Origin of the sequence: Notoacmeibacter ruber (genome assembly GCF_003668555.1) — a bacterium.
GTDB classification, from domain to species: Bacteria; Pseudomonadota; Alphaproteobacteria; order Rhizobiales; family Rhizobiaceae; genus Notoacmeibacter; species Notoacmeibacter ruber.
Window position 1 is genome coordinate 114,850 of sequence record NZ_RCWN01000002.1, and the last position, 18,472, is coordinate 133,321.

Annotated in this window: 17 protein-coding genes; 7 read left to right on the top strand and 10 right to left on the bottom strand. The window is 58.3% G+C overall.

Features of this window, described 5'->3' with window-relative positions; all coding sequences use genetic code 11:
- Positions 1–427: 427 nt before the first annotated feature.
- From D8780_RS15085 to D8780_RS15100, 4 genes are all read left to right on the top strand, one after another.
- The gene (locus D8780_RS15085) at positions 428–1,366 is read left to right on the top strand and encodes a hypothetical protein (protein WP_121646696.1); all 939 of its coding nucleotides are present in this window, start codon (positions 428–430) and stop codon (positions 1,364–1,366) included.
- The gene (locus D8780_RS15090) at positions 1,363–2,241 is read left to right on the top strand and encodes a dehydroquinate synthase/iron-containing alcohol dehydrogenase family protein (protein WP_121646697.1); all 879 of its coding nucleotides are present in this window, start codon (positions 1,363–1,365) and stop codon (positions 2,239–2,241) included. Before D8780_RS15085 ends, D8780_RS15090 begins: the two co-directional genes overlap by 4 nt.
- 359 nt (positions 2,242–2,600) lie before the next feature.
- A complete protein-coding gene (locus tag D8780_RS15095) occupies positions 2,601–3,284 on the top strand; it encodes an EAL domain-containing protein (RefSeq protein ID WP_121646698.1) in 684 nt (227 codons plus the stop codon).
- A 321-nt stretch (positions 3,285–3,605) separates the two neighbouring features.
- Positions 3,606–4,568, top strand: a complete 963-nt coding sequence (locus D8780_RS15100; protein ID WP_342633444.1) for a nucleotidyltransferase family protein — start codon at positions 3,606–3,608, stop codon at positions 4,566–4,568.
- Positions 4,569–4,988: 420 nt separating this feature from the next.
- On the opposite strand, the gene D8780_RS15105 is transcribed toward D8780_RS15100, so the two are convergent.
- Positions 4,989–6,182 carry a GGDEF domain-containing protein gene (locus D8780_RS15105; protein WP_121646700.1) on the bottom strand — a complete coding sequence of 398 codons (1,194 nt, stop codon included), beginning with the start codon at positions 6,180–6,182 and terminating at the stop codon, positions 4,989–4,991.
- Positions 6,183–6,506: 324 nt separating this feature from the next.
- On the opposite strand from D8780_RS15105, the gene D8780_RS15110 reads away from it, so the two are divergent.
- Together D8780_RS15110 and D8780_RS15115 are read left to right on the top strand one after the other, a co-directional pair.
- Positions 6,507–7,133, top strand: coding sequence for a LysE family translocator (locus tag D8780_RS15110; protein ID WP_121646701.1), 627 nt, complete (start codon positions 6,507–6,509; stop codon positions 7,131–7,133).
- Positions 7,134–7,388: 255 nt separating this feature from the next.
- Complete coding sequence (locus D8780_RS15115; protein WP_121646702.1) at positions 7,389–8,027, top strand: LysE family translocator; 639 nt, start codon at positions 7,389–7,391, stop codon at positions 8,025–8,027.
- Positions 8,028–8,353: 326 nt separating this feature from the next.
- Here D8780_RS15115 and D8780_RS15120 read toward each other — a convergent pair whose 3' ends face one another.
- The 4 genes from D8780_RS15120 to paoA form a co-directional block, all read right to left on the bottom strand.
- Positions 8,354–8,554 (bottom strand): hypothetical protein, encoded by a 201-nt coding sequence (locus tag D8780_RS15120; protein WP_121646703.1) that lies wholly within the window; start codon positions 8,552–8,554, stop codon positions 8,354–8,356.
- Positions 8,555–8,722: 168 nt separating this feature from the next.
- Positions 8,723–10,903, bottom strand: coding sequence for a xanthine dehydrogenase family protein molybdopterin-binding subunit (locus D8780_RS15125; RefSeq protein ID WP_121646704.1), 2,181 nt, complete (start codon positions 10,901–10,903; stop codon positions 8,723–8,725).
- 4 nt (positions 10,904–10,907) lie between these two features.
- A complete protein-coding gene (locus D8780_RS15130) occupies positions 10,908–11,858 on the bottom strand; it encodes an FAD binding domain-containing protein (RefSeq protein WP_121646705.1) in 951 nt (316 codons plus the stop codon).
- Positions 11,855–12,502 carry an aldehyde dehydrogenase iron-sulfur subunit PaoA gene (paoA, locus tag D8780_RS15135; RefSeq protein WP_121646706.1) on the bottom strand — a complete coding sequence of 216 codons (648 nt, stop codon included), beginning with the start codon at positions 12,500–12,502 and terminating at the stop codon, positions 11,855–11,857. Before paoA ends, D8780_RS15130 begins: the two co-directional genes overlap by 4 nt.
- 221 nt (positions 12,503–12,723) lie before the next feature.
- Here paoA and D8780_RS16030 point away from each other — a divergent pair, with 221 nt between their 5' ends.
- Positions 12,724–13,614 (top strand): calcium-binding protein, encoded by an 891-nt coding sequence (locus tag D8780_RS16030; RefSeq protein WP_121646707.1) that lies wholly within the window; start codon positions 12,724–12,726, stop codon positions 13,612–13,614.
- A gap of 161 nt (positions 13,615–13,775) precedes the next feature.
- Here the strand turns inward: D8780_RS16030 and D8780_RS15145 are convergent, their stop codons facing one another.
- From D8780_RS15145 to D8780_RS15165, 5 genes are all read right to left on the bottom strand, one after another.
- Positions 13,776–14,321, bottom strand: a complete 546-nt coding sequence (locus D8780_RS15145; protein ID WP_147440339.1) for a hypothetical protein — start codon at positions 14,319–14,321, stop codon at positions 13,776–13,778.
- A 158-nt stretch (positions 14,322–14,479) separates the two neighbouring features.
- The gene (locus D8780_RS15150) at positions 14,480–15,295 is read right to left on the bottom strand and encodes a MurR/RpiR family transcriptional regulator (protein ID WP_158598528.1); all 816 of its coding nucleotides are present in this window, start codon (positions 15,293–15,295) and stop codon (positions 14,480–14,482) included.
- Between the two features lie 104 nt (positions 15,296–15,399).
- The gene (locus tag D8780_RS15155) at positions 15,400–16,230 is read right to left on the bottom strand and encodes a carbohydrate ABC transporter permease (protein WP_121646710.1); all 831 of its coding nucleotides are present in this window, start codon (positions 16,228–16,230) and stop codon (positions 15,400–15,402) included.
- The gene (locus tag D8780_RS15160) at positions 16,227–17,099 is read right to left on the bottom strand and encodes a carbohydrate ABC transporter permease (RefSeq protein WP_121646711.1); all 873 of its coding nucleotides are present in this window, start codon (positions 17,097–17,099) and stop codon (positions 16,227–16,229) included. Before D8780_RS15160 ends, D8780_RS15155 begins: the two co-directional genes overlap by 4 nt.
- A gap of 22 nt (positions 17,100–17,121) precedes the next feature.
- Complete coding sequence (locus D8780_RS15165) at positions 17,122–18,420, bottom strand: ABC transporter substrate-binding protein (protein ID WP_121646712.1); 1,299 nt, start codon at positions 18,418–18,420, stop codon at positions 17,122–17,124.
- Between the last annotated feature and the right edge of the window lie 52 nt (positions 18,421–18,472).

An 18,472-nucleotide genomic window follows, 5' to 3' on the forward strand; every position in this document is an offset into this window, starting at 1 on the left:
AGCGGCCGAGGGCGCCGGCAGCGGACTGTCGGCTACTGGCGCTGAGACGGCGAAAACTGTCATCGAGCCTATTCGCTCACGATCAGCCTACTGGACAGCTTGCGGTCCCGCTCCTGCGATCAGTTTAATGACAAAGTGCGATGCCGGACCTTTCCTGGCGGTTGGTCGTAGACGGAGCCGTGACCCAAATAGGCGGCGCGATCATGGACGGGGTGAAATCTGCCGGCAGGGCGGAGGAAGTGTCCTGACCTCAACGCGTCGTACACGGTGATACGATAGTCAGCCATCGTCTACTATCCGTCATGCAAGCGTCCCAGAACTCGCCATGAATATTGGCAGCCAACAAGTCGAACTCTCACGCGACCTTGATTTTTACGTGACTTTGAGTATTTACGTAACATAAGCATTTTGCGTAGAGGCATATCCAATGGAATTTCGCTCCCCCACCGCCGCCTTTCAGCAAAACGCGAAGGCGATGACCTACCTCACGAAGAGCCTGAACAATCCCGATGCAGGCCGTGTGGTGGTTGAGCAACTCATCAGAGAACTCGGCAACGCGGTAGATCATTATCCTGACTGGCACCCGATCCTGACCGCGCCGCCCCGTAATGGCGCCGGTCACATTGGCTGCCTCTCGCAGCTGGAAACATATGAGGAGCTCGATCACACGACAGAGTTCGTACGGGGGTTCGTCACCTGCCCCTATTCGGATGGTGGGGCTGACAGGCTCGTGGCGGCAGTCAATCAGGTGCCAGGTCTTTATGCGCATCGCCTCGATCAGCCGCTTTACGCCGAAAGTGCGCAGCCCGTCGTCGTAGTCGCCAACGCAGTTGAGCTCGAGGCTGATGGCACCATCCGCAGCCGCGACGCCCTCGCTTGGTTCGCGCAGCAGATGGCGGCAGAAGCGAGCAGTGCCCAAGTGGCCGAGACGTGGTGGAATATTCGATCTAACCTACTTGGCGGCCCGCATGGCTCGCGATCCTCACTGTTCGTGAACCAGCATACCGGCAGTCACATGCGCAAGATCCTCGAGGCAATGAACGCCAGCGGGATGTTCGGGCCGGTCAAGGAGTCGTCCCTCGATATGCTGTCGCAGAAGAAGCGGGACGCGATCAGCGAGAACCTGATTCGCGCCGCCGTTTCTGAATGGGAGAATGAAAGGCGCCAGTCCTTTAAGTTCGAGATGCGCGGGGAAACCTGTCAGGCGTCTATGCGCGATACCTGGGGTGACAATCACGAGCTGTCGGTGCGGGTGCGGATTCGCGAGTTCGACCTTGACATCACCGGCTTCTACTATCCCGAGGATCGCAAGATCACGCATTCCGATCCCCGCGGGAAGCGCGAGCTGGCGGAGAAGTTCCTTTGACAAAAATCATCGAGATGGAGTTCGTGCGCCGGCTCGACGACCAACTGATCGCGCAGGGCCTGATTCTGCATCAGCGGCCGTTCCACGTCGCAATGGCCTGGATGAAAGCGGAGGGCATCGTTGGCGACATGTTCGGCAAGGCAACGTGGGATCCGCTCATGGCGATCTACCACGCGCTTTATCCGGCGGGCGATTTCTCGATGCCGGCGATGCTCAAGGGCGGTGTAGCGCTGCGCGACCAAATGTACCCGGTTAGGGTCGCCGTCGCTTCCGGCACCGTCGCGGTAAACCCGGTTGACTGCATTGAGATGCCGCGCGAAGAGTTGGAGCTCATCTTCAAGCACTATCCCGAACAAGGCTGGCGCGCATTTTACGGCGTCGCTGATCTGTGGGATTTTGCCTACGGCGTCAGTGATCTGGCGCACGGGATTGGAGATGCGCCCCCGCTTCTTGCCAATGCGCGCTCTTCGCTCGCGGCCACCGCTCGCATCCTCTCCGGTGACATCGATATCGATGCTGCGGTTCAAACTATCTGCCTGACTGCCGAACTGGCGTTGAAAGGGGCACTCGCCGCGCAGGGCTGGACCGAGCCGCAATATCGCAAACTATCGCATCACCTCGATAAGCTCGCCGAGGCGCTGATCGGCGCAGTGTCTACCGCACACGACGATCGCCTTCGCGGCGCCGTCGCGCATTTCCCCAACTATGTCGGTACCCGCTATGGGTCGCACGGTATGACCAGGACAGAGCTGATGGAGTTCGCTATGCGCGCCCAATTTGTAGCAGCCGAGGCGTTGCGCCGGGTGTCCGGTCGCGATCTCGCGTCAAAGCTGGAAACTGATCCCGGTACTTCGCCGCGGCCAACTCTTTGGTAGCGGCGAAGTAGCGCGCGGCAAGATAAGATTCGACGACCATCAATCGCTGATCTACCGACGCTGCTGATTAGACGAACAAACGCTTCCGAACTTCTGATCGTCATCAGCGCTGTTTTACCGACGAAGTAACCGTTCGCCAGCGTGGGATCAGCTACCGGTTCTTCGATCACATAGCCTGCCTGAACGAAATTCCGCTCTGGCGAGACCCCGAGCAGCGTGACGACCGAAAGGGCGGCGCACTGCCGACGCTCATTACGCCCTATCAACTGTCCGCTTGGAGCCAATGCTGCCGTTAGTCGTCGAGCGAACATGCCGTCAAAAGCAGACATTCCTGCAATTGCTGGTTTGAGAACACTTGGATAGCGCGCCATTCGGCAAAGCGAGCGCTCGCTCCTGTTGCGCCGGGAGACTTTATCCCCATTGCCGAAGCATCGGACCTGATCGTGCCAATCGGCGCCTGGATCATTCGACAGGCGTGCCGGACAACGGTCGACAGGCTGAACGATGCGACCATCAGCGTGAAAGTCAGCCCAAGGCAATTCCGCGATCCGAACCTGCTGTCCAATATCCGCACCGCCTTGGACGAGACGGGATTGCCGCCGTCGCGTCTCGAACTGGAGATCACCGAAGGTATTCTGATCGATGATGATCAACTGGCTCTTCGCTTGCTATCGACGATCCGCCAGCTGGGTATCCGCATCGCCCTCGACGATTTCGGTTCCGGCTATTCTTCGCTCAGCTATCTGACCCGCTTCTGCTTCGACACGATCAAGATCGATAGAAGCTTCGTCCAGTCCACCGACGAGAAGGCTTGGCATGTCATTCGGTCGGTCGTCAGCATGGCGGAAGCGTTAGGTGCATCTGTCGTTGCCGAGGGTGTTGAGACGGCTGAGCAAATGCACCGTCTGGCTTCGGAGGGTTGTCACGAAATTCAAGGCTTCTTCATCGCCCGACCGACTCCCGTCGACGAAATATCACCGAATTTGCCTGCCGATGCGCAGCACGCCCTCCTAGCAATCCAGAAAAAGCGAATGGTGGCCTAGGTCACCGGACAACAGCGGATCGGTGTCCTTCCGTCCAGTCTAGAGCTCTAGCCTTATCGACGACTTCCAATTTCCCGGACGTTCGCGCTTCTATTCTGTTCACGCCGCCGGAGGAGACCGGAATGTGAAGCCACTCCAATGAAAAGGTTGCTCATGCTCGGATCCCAATAAAAGCTATGGGTATCAAAGAAAAGTTTGATACCCATAGCCGATTGCGTGTATCAAACTTATGTTCGATGCACACGAACGATGCATAGGTTGCAGATGGAGCCGATATCGCACTCCCGTTCTGCCCAGGTGGCATATCAGGACTTGCTGCGCATGCATCTCGAAAAAGCGGCGTCGGAAGTTGTGGGCAGCATTGAAGAGCGTCACCGCAACGGGCGAACTTACCTCTACTACCGGTTTCGGGTCGGGACCGAGATGAAAAGTCGCTATCTCGGCGAGGATACTCCCACCTTGCGCGATCGTCTGGCACGCGCGGCTGATCTGAAGAAGAAGGCACAGGAGCGAAAGGCGCGCATGTCGCGTTTGGCGCGCGTCTTGAGGTCCGAAGGGATGATCGGAACCGACCGGGAGACAGGCTCACTGCTGCTGGCCTTCGCGCGTGCCGGCGTTTTCCGGCTGGGCGGCACGTTGATCGGAACAGCAGCCTACGCACTCTATCAGGGAGAGCTTGGTGTTCGCTTCGACTCTGAAGAACTTGCCCAAACGGGGGATATCGATTTCACGAGCTTCGAGCGGTTATCGCTAGCTTTGGGCGACCGGGTCGAGGAAGAGCCGGGGGATATTCTTCAGTCGATGAAATTCGACGCCGTACCGGGTATTTTCGACCGTCAAGTCTGGAAGTGGCGTCAAAGCGGTGGCGAGGCCATGGTGGAGTTCCTGACGCCGGCTTTCGGCGGCGAAGGCGTCAAGCCGCTTCCGGCGCTAGGCGTGAGTGCTCAGGCGTTGAACTACCTCAATTTCCTGATCGCGGAGCCCATTCACGCGCTGGCACTCTACCGGTCCGGTGTCCTTGTGCAGATTCCACGCCCCGAGCGCTTTGCGATCCACAAGCTGATCGTCGCCAGCAGGCGGCAAGACGGCCCGGAGGCGGTGAAGGCGCGCAAAGACAGGGCCCAAGCCGACTTCCTGATCCGCATTCTCGTGGAAGATCGACCAGACGATCTGGCCGAGGCCTACGAACACGCCCTCTCCCAGGGCCCCCGGTGGCGCGATCGGATTTCCTCAAGCCTTAAACGCATGCCGGCAACAAGGGAACTCCTAAGCGGGCTTTCGTGATATTGTGCGGAGGATAGTGCTTCGCGGACCGAGAGATTTACTCTGCGGAAAAGGGTGGCGTAGCTGGCAGGGAAAGAAAATTTCGGTCCACCGTCGCGACAAGCCGAGCTATTGCGTCCTATGACACACGATCGGAGATGTATAACTTCTCAGGACGACATGCGTGCCATCCGAACCCGTTTTGCTGGCCATGGTGCGGCTCGTCTGATCGCTATGAGACGCCGGCAATAGACGGCCGATTGCCACCGCGACAGCCGCCAGAATGGTCAAGGACCGCAATGCAAGACGAAAAGTCGCGCTGGACGTCTGTATTTTGCCGCTTGCGAGGTATCGGAAAATTCCTGATTATTCGAACGTCGTGGTAGAAGCCTAGTCGGGGCAGCCGGCGACGTGCGTCACCAGACGACCGAGATCACTGAATCAGGCGATACGGTAGACGTTGTCATCAATGTCCGGACGATCTGCCCCGAACACGACTTCCACTCGATTTTTCCCGCCACGTTTCGCCTTGTAAAGCGCCAGGTCCGCCTTGGCGATAACCCCATCCAATCCCTCGGTCTCCTGCAGCAGAGCAAGGCCGATGCTGGTGGTGGCCTGGATGGGAAGCCCGTCGACACTTCGGCCACGGTCATGGAAATCGGAACGGATTCGCTCGGCAATTTCGGTTGCGCTCCGAATGGTGGTGTTTGGCAACAGGGCGACGAATTCCTCCCCGCCAATGCGGGCCGCCAAGTCTCCTGACCGAAGACCGGTGGTAAGAACCTCAGCGAAAAGCCGGATCACCCTGTCGCCGACGGGATGGCCGAACCTGTCATTGACGGATTTGAAGTCATCGAGGTCGAACGCAAGCGCGGCAAGTCGGCTCCCGCTCATATGCATCTCGTCTACAAGACGCTCGCCGCCGGACCAAAGGGCGCGGCGGTTTGCCATGCCGGTAAGCGGGTCGGACCTAGCCGCTTCCCTGTGGAATTCCGTTTCACGCTCATTGATGATCAGAACGATGACAACCGCACTGCCGACGGCATAGATCGGTCCGACAAAGTGGATCAGATCGGTGCCGCTGGTCGCTCTGAACCACTCTATGCCGGGCTGAGGCACAACGCTCAACGACATGATGATCAGAGCCAGCGACAGAAGGCCGAGCATAGCCATGAGCGGAAGACGTCTGGACAAATGCGGAACTTTCGACTTCCGCAGTTCTGCAATCGCCATCACATAGAAGGCGGCGGACGCCATAATGTGAACTGCTAGTCCCGGCGCGTACGCCGCGAAGGCTGTGGCGGTCGCCAGCGCCGTTACAACGGTGATCGCGCCAACAGCGATCCATTCACGGTTGAGCGAACCCTGGCCCAGAAGCCGTGCTGCCATCCATGTCAGCGGCGCCGAAATACCAAGAAACGGATAGGCCAGCGCACTTATCCAGACCTTATCCGGCATCGCGCGAGCAACCGCGATCAGGACAACACCCGCACCCATGCTGGCATTGGCGATACCCCAGGCACAGGCCGCCTTCGCTCCCCAGCGCTTTTGAAAATAGAACAGGATCAACATGAAGCCGCTCGCCAGTGAAGCGATGCCACCCGCCAACATGATCGTTGTAGCGTCGATCACCATCGAATAAAATGCTCCATCGCGGTCGTGTTTTAAAAAGGCCCGAATACCGGAATCGCGTTAACACCCGACAAAGAAGGAAGCTCAAATACGCCGGTAGGTCTGCTACCCTGCGACTGAAGGGCCGCATCATTTATGAAGCGAAGCATGATCGCTCGTGATAATCTAATGCGGTTTGCAGGAAGCATCCCACCCTAGGAGCAACCGAGCGAACACCAGACAAGCTTCAAAGAAGCCGCTGATCGAAACGGAATGGCGAGAACGAGCCCATTCCAACGCTCCTCGATATTCCGTATCATTGGACCGTGTCACGATCGGAGCAGATCCATGCCAATTGAGACTAATCTTCCGCTGATCCTGCTGGCGGCCTTAATCGCAACCGGCAGTCCCGGCCCGGCGACGCTGGCAATCGCAGGCACGTCCATGACATCCGGTCGCTCCGCCGGCCTGCCCATCGCGTCCGGCATCACGGTCGGATCGCTCATGTGGTCGATTGCTGCGGCGCTCGGATTGGGCGCCGTCATGCTTGCGAATGCATGGGTTTTTGAAGTGATACGGTACGGCGGTTCGGCTTACCTGATGTACCTTGCCTTCAAGTCAGCCCGGTCCGCCGTTTCGCGAAAGGATGTCCCGATGAAGTCGATGACGGGACGTCCGCCCGCTCTCTTCGCGAAGGGACTCATGCTTCACGTCACCAATCCCAAGGCGATCCTGTTCTTCGGGTCGCTTTATTCTATCGGCATCCCGGCCGGTACTTCGGCCTCGCAATTGGCGATCGTCATCATCGCTGTGGGACTTCAGAGCTTTATCGTGTTCCATGGATACGCCTTGCTCTTCTCCTCGCAGGCGATGACTCGTCTTTATCTACGCCTGCGGCGGATTTTCGAGGGTGCTTTTGCGATCGGCTTCGGGTTTGCCGGCACGAAGATTCTCACGGCACGGCTCCAGCACTGAAAGCGTCAGTTTCGCGGACTGGTCATTCAGGCACGCAGCTGCGGGCTGCAGCTCTGAACCCAATTTACATTGGTGCTACCGGCAGTATGCACCTCGGCGTCAGCAGGCCTGCGCCGCGGGTACACCCTGCAATCTCCTCTTGTCCAAGACCGACCGCCTACGTGTTCTGGTAACGAATCAGATACTCTAAACCTTGCTAAGCTACGTTTGATCCAGGACGCTAGCTGAAGATCCACTTATGAGAAATTTGTCGCTATGATCTCGATTTATGCTTTGACTTGGCTGGGTGTTCTGGCCACCCAGATTTCTCCGGGTCCCAACCTCGCAGCGGTCGCCTCTGTTGGCTTGGCGCAAGGTAGACGACCAGCACTATTCGTCGTAACAGGCATTTCTTCGGGTATGCTCGTCTGGTCGATGGCGACGGCCTTCGGCCTTGGCGCACTCATCGAAGCATTCCCATTGTCTCTCCTCGTGCTGAAGTTCCTGGGGGGAGGCTATCTCCTGTTCTTGAGCATCAAAGCAGCGCGAGCGACCTTTCAGGGCAGCGCGAAGACCAGTTTCACTCCCGATGCGCGACCATTGAGCGACAAACAAGCGTGGCGACGCGGTATCCTCGTTCTGCTCACCAATCCGAAGGCTGCGCTCATGTGGGCAGCTGTCGCGTCCTTCCTGTTTGGCCAGGGGTTGAGCTCTTGGCATGTGCTCGCATTCGGTCCGATGGGTGCGCTCTCGGGGTTGGTGATTTACGGAACCTACGCATGGCTCTTCTCGACCGGTGTGGCGATGCGTGGCTACACACGGTTCGCCAGGTGGTTCGAGGGCGTCTTCGCCGCTACTTTTGGATTGATGGGCGCAAGCCTGCTCTGGGCAGGAATGCGCGAGGTTCGGCACTGACGGCCATCTGGGGAACCGGACATTCAATAACTCTGTTCGAACGGCAGTTCCGTCCGCCGTCAGGTAACCGAGGCAGGCAACGTCGGACGGCAGCTTTGAGCACTTGAGCGCCGCATTTTGATCAATGCCCGGAAGGCGCGAGTGATTCTGCTCCCCTTTTTATCAGCGTGACGATTCGACATTCTTCCAGAAAGAAAGAATGAGCCGCGTGAATTTTTACTTCTCAGCGGTACCTGATGAAGATCTCCCGGTTGCTGACGAAACTGCCTTCGCTTTGCCGTCGCTCAACGTGAACAAGGCGCTGACCACGATAATACAGCCACGAGCTACGAGCGGAGCGAGGGCAATTCTCCGTAGACCAGGAAAACGATCAGCGCCGCGTAGATCTGCGATACGTAGACGAATGGAGAGATATAGCTGGCCTCTGCCCGTCTGGCGGCCGCGACGACACGGCGTTGACCCAGCGCGGCGGCGATACCAACCAGAGCCAGCAGGGCAAATTGGTCACGGTTCGGATTAACGGCCAAGAAGGCTCACCAAAGGAAAAGGCCGGCGCACAGCCCGTCGGCCAAGAAGGTTCATTTGGTGGTGTAACCGCCGTTGACGAGAATAGTCTGGCCGGTCATCCACCACCCGCCGGAGACCATGAAGACCTCTTTGGAAATGCAAAAACTCAAATCGTCACTACTTCCGTCCTAAACCTCGGGCATGCGGTCTATGAACTTGTCCAGCGTCACCGGATATTCGCGCACCCGCACGCCGGTCGCATTGTAGACCGCATTGGCGATTGCGGCGGCAACGCCGCAAATCCCCAATTCGCCCACGCCCTTGCATTTGAGCGGGGAGGAGACGCCGTCGAGCGTATCGAGAAACACCACCTCCTGCTCGGGAATGTCCGCGTGAACGGCAACCTCATATCCGGCAAGATCGTGATTGGCGAACATGCCCCTACCGGTATCGAGCGCCATCTCCTCGGAAAGCGCTGCACCAACCGCCATGACCATGCCACCGATCACTTGGCTGCGCGCCGTAACCGGATTGAGAATACGCCCTGCATCGCACACCGCCAGCATGCGACGGACATGCGTTTCGCCAGTCGCCGCATGCACGGCCACTTCGACGAAATGCGCCCCGAAGGTCGCCATCAGATAGGCCTCGGTCTGAAAATCCCCGAAATTCATAGAGTCCTCGGCGGTGAATTGGCCATCGAGGTCAGCAAGCGCCGTGGTGGTATCGCCGGCAACCACATTGCCGTTTTCGAACTCGGCATCCTCGACGCCAAGCTCGTCGGCAATCTTTTCCCGCAAGGCGACGCAGGCGGCATAAACGCCGGCAGTCGAGCTCGTTGCGCCGAACTGCCCGCCCGAACCCGAGGACACCGGCCAAGCGCTGTTGCCGAGCTTGACCTCGATATCGTCCATGGTGAGGCCCATCGTTTCGGCGGCGGTCTCGGCCAGAATAGTATAAGAGCCCGTGCCGATATCGGTCATGTCGGTCTCGATAACGAGCTTGCCGCCCGAGAGCATGGCGCGGGCGCCCGATTTCATCGTCATATTGCCGCGATAGGCTCCCGCGACCCCATGCCCAATGAGCCATGCTCCCTCGCGCATACCTCCGGGCGTGGTGTTGCGGTCGGCCCAGCCAAACCGCTCGGCGCCCGTTTCAAGGCATTGAACGAAATGACGGCCCGAGAAGGGAATTTTCGGCTTGCTTGGGTCGACCTGGGTGTCGTTGACGATGCGGAACTCGACCGGGTCCATTTCGAGGGCTTCGGCCATCTCATCCATGGCGATCTCGAGCGCCATCAGGCCCGACGCTTCGCCCGGCGCCCGCATGTCGGACGCCTCGGGCAATTGCATTTCGACGATGTGGTGTTTTACCCGCATACTGGGTGTGGCGTAGAAATGCGGGGTCTGGGCCGTCGCGTCCTCGCCGCGCCCCCCGGGCAGCGAATGGGACGCCGCCTCGTGCCAGATGCCCGTCAGCTTGCCATTGGCATCGGCTGCGAGCCGGATGCGCTGCACGGTTTCGGACCGGTGGGTCGTGTTGTTCATGATGAAGGGGCGCGGCAGCGCCATTTTCACCGGCGCGCCAACCTCGCGCGACCCGATGGCTGCGAGCACCGCATCGGCCCTGAGCCAGAGCTTGCCGCCAAAACCACCCCCGATATAGGGGCTCTCGACCCTGATCCGCTCCGCAGCGATGCCGAAATTGGTGGCGAGCGCCTGCTTGTTCCAGTTGATCATCTGGTTGGAGGTCCAGACGGTCATATCCTCGCCGTTCGACCAGTCGACGATCGAAGCGAAGGGCTCCATCATAGCATGAGTTTCCGACGGCGTGTGATACATCTGATCGACCACCGCCGCCGCATCGCGGAAGGCCGCGTCGACATCGCCGACCATGGTACCCGGCTCTCCCGTGCCTTCCAGACGCTCGAAGGCGGCACGCAAATCGTAATCGCCATCATCCTGCTCGTACTCGGCGGTGACGAGCGCGGCGGCGGCCCGCGCCTCTTCGAACGTTTCCGCGACCACGACTGCAATAGCCTGATGATAATGCTCGACCACATCACCGCCAAACAGGCGCGCGACATTGAAATTCCAGATGTCGAGAGGGTCGATTTCGAGTGTCGTGACGACGGCACGCACGCCGGGCGCCGACCGCGCCGCCTCGGCATCGATGGATACTACACGACCTTGGGCGATGGTTGCGCCGACAGGAAAGCCGACGAGCTGTCCCTCGACGACATCGTGGCGCTCGTAGGCATAGGGCGCCGTGCCCGTGACCTTCAAAGGCCCATCGATGCGCAAATGCTTCTTGCCGACGATCTCGGCATTATCGAAAAGATTGGTTTCGGCAGGCTTGTCGAAGTCCATGATATCAGTCCTCTGCCAGCATGGCGGCGAGCGTGCGCTCAGCCAAGGTCACCTTGAAGGCGTTCTCCTCGGTCGGCTCGGCGCCTTCCAGAAGGCGCCGCATCACCGCGCGGGCGCCATTGGGCAATTCCGCATCGGCCTCCTCGGACCGCCAGGGTTTGGGTGCAACGCCACCAAGCGCCACCCGGCCCGTCCCATCCGCCTGGCGGATGAGGGCCACCGAAACCAGCGCAAACGCATAAGAGGCGCGGTCGCGCACCTTGTGGTATTTTTGCGTGCCGCCGACAGGCGCCGGAAGGGTCACCGCCGTGATCAACTCGCCTGGCAAGAGAACCGTCTCTTCCTCCGGCGTGTCGCCGGGCAAGAGATGAAATTCCTCGATGGGAATGGTCCGCATCATGCCGGTCGACGTGACGGTCTCGATCACCGCATCGAGCGCCCGCATGGCAACCGCCATGTCGGAAGGATGGGTGGCGATACACTTGTCGGATGTTCCGATGATTCCGAGCTGGCGCGAAAACGCGCCTTGGCTGAGTGCGGCGCAGCCCGCACCCGGCTCGCGTTTATTGCACGGCATCGCTGTGTCGTAAAAATAAGGGCATCGCGTGCGCTGCAACAGATTGCCGCCCGTTGAGGCCTTGTTTCGCAACTGCCCCGAGGCGCCGGCGGCGATGGCGCGGGTCAAGACGGGATAATCGCGGCGAATGCGCATATCGGCAGAAAGCGCGGTATTGGTCACCATGGTGCCGATGCGCAAGCCGCCACCCTCGGTTTCGGTAATCTCATCGAGCCCGAGACCCCCGACATCGATCAGATGCACCGGCGTTTCGATATCGAGCTTCATCAGATCGAGAAGATTGGTGCCTCCGGCAATGAATTTCGCACCCGCAATTTCCGAGGCGCGTGCTGCAGCTTTTGCGGCATCGGCAGGTTTTTCGAACGAAAAGCTTCTCATGACCGCTCCTCTGCGACCTGGGTAATGGCGGCCAGAATGTTGGAATAGGCACCGCAACGGCAGATATTGCCCGACATCCGCTCGCGGATTTCCGCGTCGGTGACGGCGATCTCGGCGGTCAAATCGTCGGTCACATGGCTCGGGATTCCAGCGTTGATTTCCTCGAGCACGGATTTGGCCGAATTGATCTGCCCCGGCGTACAATAGCCGCACTGAAACCCGTCATACTCGACAAAAGCTTCCTGCATCGGGTCCATCGCGTCCGGTGAACCTATCCCCTCGATGGTCTGCACCTCGTCGCCATCATGCATGACCGCGAGACTGAGACACGAATTGACCCGCTCGCCATTTACGGTGCAGGTGCAGGCCCCGCATTGGCCGTGATCGCACCCCTTTTTGGTGCCGGTAAGATGGAGGTGCTCGCGCAGCGCGTCGAGCAAGGTCACCCGATTGTCGAGGGTTAGTTCGCGCTCTCTACCATTGATCGTCAGAGTTACGGTCGAGGTTTCCGGACCGGCGGGCCGTGCGGCGGCCGTCGCCTCCTGTGCAACGCCCCGGCGGGCAAAGCCTACGGCAACGGCTGAGGCGGCGCTTGCGGCCAAAAGGGTCCGGCGGCGGAGTTTAAATTCGATGGGTCGGCGCATTTGGCACTCTCCTGGCCGATCGGCGATTGACTGGACGGTCTCAGTTTAACTGCTGTGAGAGGGGATGGTTCACTCCAATCTTGGATTTCTCGGTCGCAAAGCAGACCCTTCATGCACCCGATCCACGAAGGTGCAACGCCGCCGCTGGGTGGGCCTGTTGCTGGAGACCTATGAGGAACACGGCGTTCCCAACTCCTGATTGAGACCCATGCCGAAGTGGGTTGGGCGAAGTCGACGGGCTCGATGACGATGTAATTTTCGGTGATGCTGGGGATGACACTATCATCGGCGGATACGGTAACGACTACCTCGACGGCGGTGCCGGCGATGATGAGTTTTATATTTACGGTAGCGGTAGCTATGACCAGTTTGTCGGCGGCGACACAGAAGAAGACGGGTATGGAGATGTTATCTACATCGCAAATCCCCAAGGCACAGGAGCGTACTCCTTTGTCAGCGTCGGCATCACGTCGATTCACGGCATTGAGGCGATCGAGAACATTTCAAGCTACGATGCCTATATCTATGCGAAAGGCGAGGTCGACCTTTCCGACACCAAACTCATCGGCATCGAAGCGATCCGCGGATCAAGCGGCGCGGACATAATTACCGCTGGCGCTTATTACGATGACATCGCCGACACGACGGCTTCTTCAGGTGCGACGGTCGAAGCAGGCTCTGGCAACGACGAAGTTTATGGCACCAGCTACGGTGACTTCATTTATGGCGGGTCAGGTAACGATCTACTTTTCGGCAATGGCGGAAGTGACGTTATCTCTGGTAACGCAGGAGGTGACACGATCTATGGAAACGACGGAGCGGACACGCTCGATGGCGGCGCTGGCATCGACTATCTGCTCGGCGGGACAGGTAACGACTTTCTGACCGGAGGCGCAGACACCGACTATTTCTGGTTTGAAGAAGATGAAGGATCCAACATTGTCACCGACTTTGAAGATGGCACGGACTATCTCGTTGTCGGTTCGACAGTCGATGCCGTGAATGTCTCCGATTATAATGGCGACGCGCTGCTAACCTTCGACGACACCTCTATCCTTCTCAGTGGTGTCTCAACGTCGGCGGTCGATGCGAGCGACTTCCTCTGGGCGTAAGCTTGAATTAAAAAGGCGGAGCAGCTTGCTCCACCTTTGCTTTATTCGATGCCGGGAGCTCTGAGGTCACGCAATCGATCGGTCGTATAAGACTGACACCTATCTTGCGGTTGAGACGGCAACGCAGGCGGATCCGTTTATTCGACGGACAATAGTGCTGCTTAGAACTCGCTATAGGCGTCCTGCACGCTCAGCTGGCCAGTCGAACTCGACACGGAGATATCGGCGACGCTTCCTGACGCTCCAGTCGCTTGCTCGGCCTGGTGCTTTTCGTAGGTCGCAAGGTAATTGTCATAAATCTTTCGTTCGGACTTGATAACCGCTTCCAGCGTCCGTTGAAAATTCGAAAAGTTCCCTAGCTTTCGAGCTTTCGTCGCCGCATCCATGGTACTGTCATTGGATACAGCATCGCGCATTTTGTCCCAATCCTGTAGGGAAGCCTCTAATCGCTCCATCCTAGCGGCGTATTCGCTATTCATTTTGTCGCGATAATCGCCGGAAAAGAAGTCCACTTCGTCATCTTGCGACTGTTGTTCGGCTTGTCGCGCGCGCTGGGCATCCATACGCGATGCATGTTCGTCTCTCTGGTTGCTGACGGCCTGCAACATCTCGGAATTCTGACCATTCCCATCTGGTCGGGAAAAGGACGCGACCGGCGTCAGAAGCGTCAGAGCAATATTGGAGCCCATAGACGAAATCGAACTCATCTCAGCCTCTCTTTATGTCTCGTTTCAGACCGCCATTTCGAATCATCGCCATCATAGGAATATTTCCTTTAAGAAATGGCAACTCTTGGCATCATAACCGATTGAATTGACTTTCACGGCGTCCTGCATCGCTCGAACTCGTCGGGAAACCAAGAGACCTACAAATGTTTGGAAATGATCGTATCTGTCGTCAACTCCACATGCTTGCGGATGGATTCGTTACGATTGTAAATATCGATATAAATGCTGTCTGCCAGGGCGATCTGGCTAATCACGCTCGCTCCTGAGCCACTTGTGACTGGAGAATCCGATGCGACGGCGACGAGATGAAATGTTGAGTATTTCTCGACAGGGTTTTTGCGCCGACTGGTGATCCCGACTATCGGGGTCTTGGATTTCGTTGCCAGCCCGCAAATATCGACAATGTCGCGCGTGGCGCCCGAAGCGGAAAAGACGATCAGCAGATCCTTTGGTCCGAAACTGCTCGCCAGCATGGTCGCGAGATGCATGTCCATGGGGCGGTGGCAGACAATGCCCGCCCGAGAGAACTTATAGTGGAGGAAGCTCGCCCCGATACCGGAGGCCCCTAGCCCGACGACCATGATGCGGTCAGATCTTAAGATCAGGTCGGTCACAGAGGCCAGCGTCTTTGCATTGAGGAAACTGCCGGTTTCGCGGACCTTCTCGGCATATTCGTCAAACAGCGTGTGGGCTGGCTCGCCATCGCTATCCGGGCTGCCATCCCTGACCTGCGTCGACAGTTCGCGAGCGATCGCCAGCTTAAGATGTGAAAACGTCTGGTAGTTCATTTCGCGGCAGAAACGGTAAACGCTCGCGATGCTCACCTTGATATGCGTCGAAAGCTCCTCGACCGACATCTGCGTTGTTTCTTCAGGATGATCGAGAACGAAGGCGGCGATGCGCTGCATTGTCGGCGTCATGTTCGGCGCGCTGATCTTGATGTTGGGCAGCACGGGCGTGTGATTATTCAGCATGGGACATGGTCATCCTGTTTGCGGGCTCGTACCACCGCGTTGAACGGCTTCCGGCAGGCGGCCGGCCTTGGCAAGCATGCAAATTATTTGATCCCCCCCAATGTCATGCCCCGAACAAGATAGCGCTGAACGGCGATTCCGAGAATCAGCATGGGTGTCATGATAATCGTACCCGCCGCTGACATCGCCCCCCAATCGGTACCTTGAAAAGTAAGAAAGTTGGTGATGGCCACAGGCAAAGTCTGGGTGTTCTGTCCAGTCAGCACAAGAGCAAGAAGGAACTCGTTCCAGCTAAACAGAAGTACCAGAATCATCGTCGCGGTCAGACCGCCGCTGACGAGCGGCGCCATCACCTTGCGAAAACACAGCCACTCGCTGCAGCCGTCGATCAGCGCCGCTTCCCTGATTTCGCCAGGGACATCCTCAAAGAAGGTCAGTAGAAGCAGGATCGCGATGGGCAGGTTCATCACCGTGTAGACGGTAATCATGATCAGGTGGCTGTCCCGGATCCCGATATTCACGGTGAGATAGAAGACCGGCAGGGCGAAGATGATGGCCGGGGCGACGCGCAGCGAGAGGAAGAAGGTGATGATACCCTTCTTGCGCGGCAGGCCGAAGAACACCAGCGCATAGGCTGCCAGCGCCGCCATCCCCACTGAGATCACCGTCGATGTCCCGGCGATGACGATGCTGTTGAACAGCGCTCGCAGGAACTGGTCGTTTCCGAGCAGCGCCTGGTAGTTCTCAAGGGTCGGCGTGAAGATCAGCTTGGGCGGTAACGCGAAGGCGTCTTTCGGCAGCTTGATGGAAGTGGAGACCAGCCAGAGCGGTGGACCCAGGAAGAATATGAGTAGGACTGCGATGCCGCTATAAAAGAAGACCGTCCTTAGAGGCTTGGACCAACTTTCCGTCATGATTCCCTCGCGATGCGGCTGTAGAGCCACGTCATGCCGATGGAGACGATCAGCGTCATGACAAAGCTCATGGCGACTGCTTTGCCTAGATTGAAATTGTTGAAGGCCTCGATATAGGCGTACATGTTCAAGGTTTCCGTCGACAAGGCTGGCCCGCCCCGCGTCATCACGAAAATGAGGTCGAAGACCTTGAATCCGTCAATGGCGCGAATCAACCCGCCGATCACGAGGGTCGGCATCAGGATCGGCAGGGTGATCATCCGAAAGATCTGCCATTCCGATGCGCCATCAATCATTGCCGCCTCGATGGGATCGGTCGGCATGTTGTCCAGCGTCGCCATGCAAATCAGGATGAAGAACGGCGTCCACTGCCAGATTTCCGCGAACATCAGCGCGCCTAGCGCGATCGAGGGATTGCCGAGCCAGTCCATGTTCGAGATACCGATGGTCGACCCGAGCAGCCAGTTGATGATCCCGGCGTTCGGGTCGTAGAAGAGCCGCCACACCAGCCCCACGACGACGGGCGTCATGACCAGCGGTATCAGCAGCAGGGCGCGCACGAGGCGGCGACCAAAGAATTCGCGGTTGAGGTAGATTGCAATCGCCAGTCCGAGGACCAGCTGGACCGTTACAGATCCAAAGACATAGACGAAGCTGCGCCAGACCGCCGCCTGCGCACGTGTCGACGTTAAGACATCAATGAACTGCGACAGGCCGACAAAGTCATAAGGCGGGCGTTTCAGAAGCGAGACGTCGTAGACACTCAAATAGATCGAGTACCCGGTCGTATATATGGCGACCGCCGCCATCACGATGATCGAGGGCCACAGAAACGCGCGTGACTGATCGATGTGAAAGCGGCGGGACATGTCGGGACTTTCCATGAAAGCGTCAGTTCAACGCGTCATTGTTTTCTGAGTTGGCCGTAGCCAATGCGCTGGCGGCATCCTCGGTGCCGGCGATCACCTTGGAGATAGCAATGCCGGTATTGTTGATGATTTCGTTCGCCGCCGGCACATTCGGCAGATATTGCGTGTTGCCACGTGAAACCGCGGTCACCATGGCGTCGGCGAATGTGCCGTAGCGCGACTGAAAGGCCTCGGAATCCATGGCCGACTGGGATGTCACGCCCGAATGCGGCTTGATCTCGATCGCGGCCGCCTGCTGCTCCGCAGCCGTCGCCCAGCTCATGAACAGCCAGGACGCTTCCTTCGCATCGCTGTTCTCGTTGAGATAGAAACCATGGATGGCGAGCGAGGAACTGCCGCCCTTCAGATCGTCGGTCGAGACCGGGACCGGCGCGTAACCGACCTTACCGACGATATCGGATTCGGATGGATCTTCGGCAAACGCGCCGTTGACTGTCGCGTCAATTGTCATCGCCGCCTTACCCTGCTGGAACTGCAGGCGGTTCTCCTGCCAGCCGAAATTGGCCACTCCGGTCGGACCGTAATCCTTCAGGAGGTCACCGAAGAATTCGAGCGACTCGACGGCTTCGGGCGAGTCGATGGCCGACTGCCCGTCCTCATCGAACCACTGGCCGCCAAATCCCCATAGGAAGCCAGACCAGACATAGACGTTCTGTATGCCCTGCTCGCCGCGCATAGTGATGCCGGCGACTTCGCCGTCCGTGCCTTCCTGGATGGTCTTGGCTGCCTCGCGCAGCTCTTCAAAAGTCTTAGGGACCGCGATGCCGTACTCTTCGAACAGGTCCTTGCGATACATCAGGAAGGTACTTTCGCCATAGACTGGCACGCCATATTGGGCGCCTTCGTAGCTCATCGTGTCGAGGTAGGCCGGCACGAAGTCGGATCTGTCAAAAAATCTCGTTTCGCTTGCCATGAATTCGTCGAGCGGCGCGATAAAGCCGGCATTGGCATATCCGATGGCCTTGACCCAGTCGTCCATCACGACGTCGTAGCGGCCCGAGCCAGTGGAGAATTCGAGCAGCGCGCGCGACGTGAGATCGCTGTAGGGGACGGTTTCGGGCTCGACCTTGATACCGGTCTCTTCCTCGAACTGAGGCAGCATCTCAATGATGGCTTCGGTCGACGGATGCCCCTCGAGCAGAACCGTGATTGTGGTCCCTTCATAGGGCTTGTCTTGCGCGACCGCCGCTCCCGCGACCGTCGTGGTGACGATTGCTGTGCCAGCCAGTAATTTCAATAGACGATTTGAACAGGATCTCATCAGGAATTCTCCCTTACCTTCTACGAAGCGATGGCCGTTCCGGGTCTCGCAA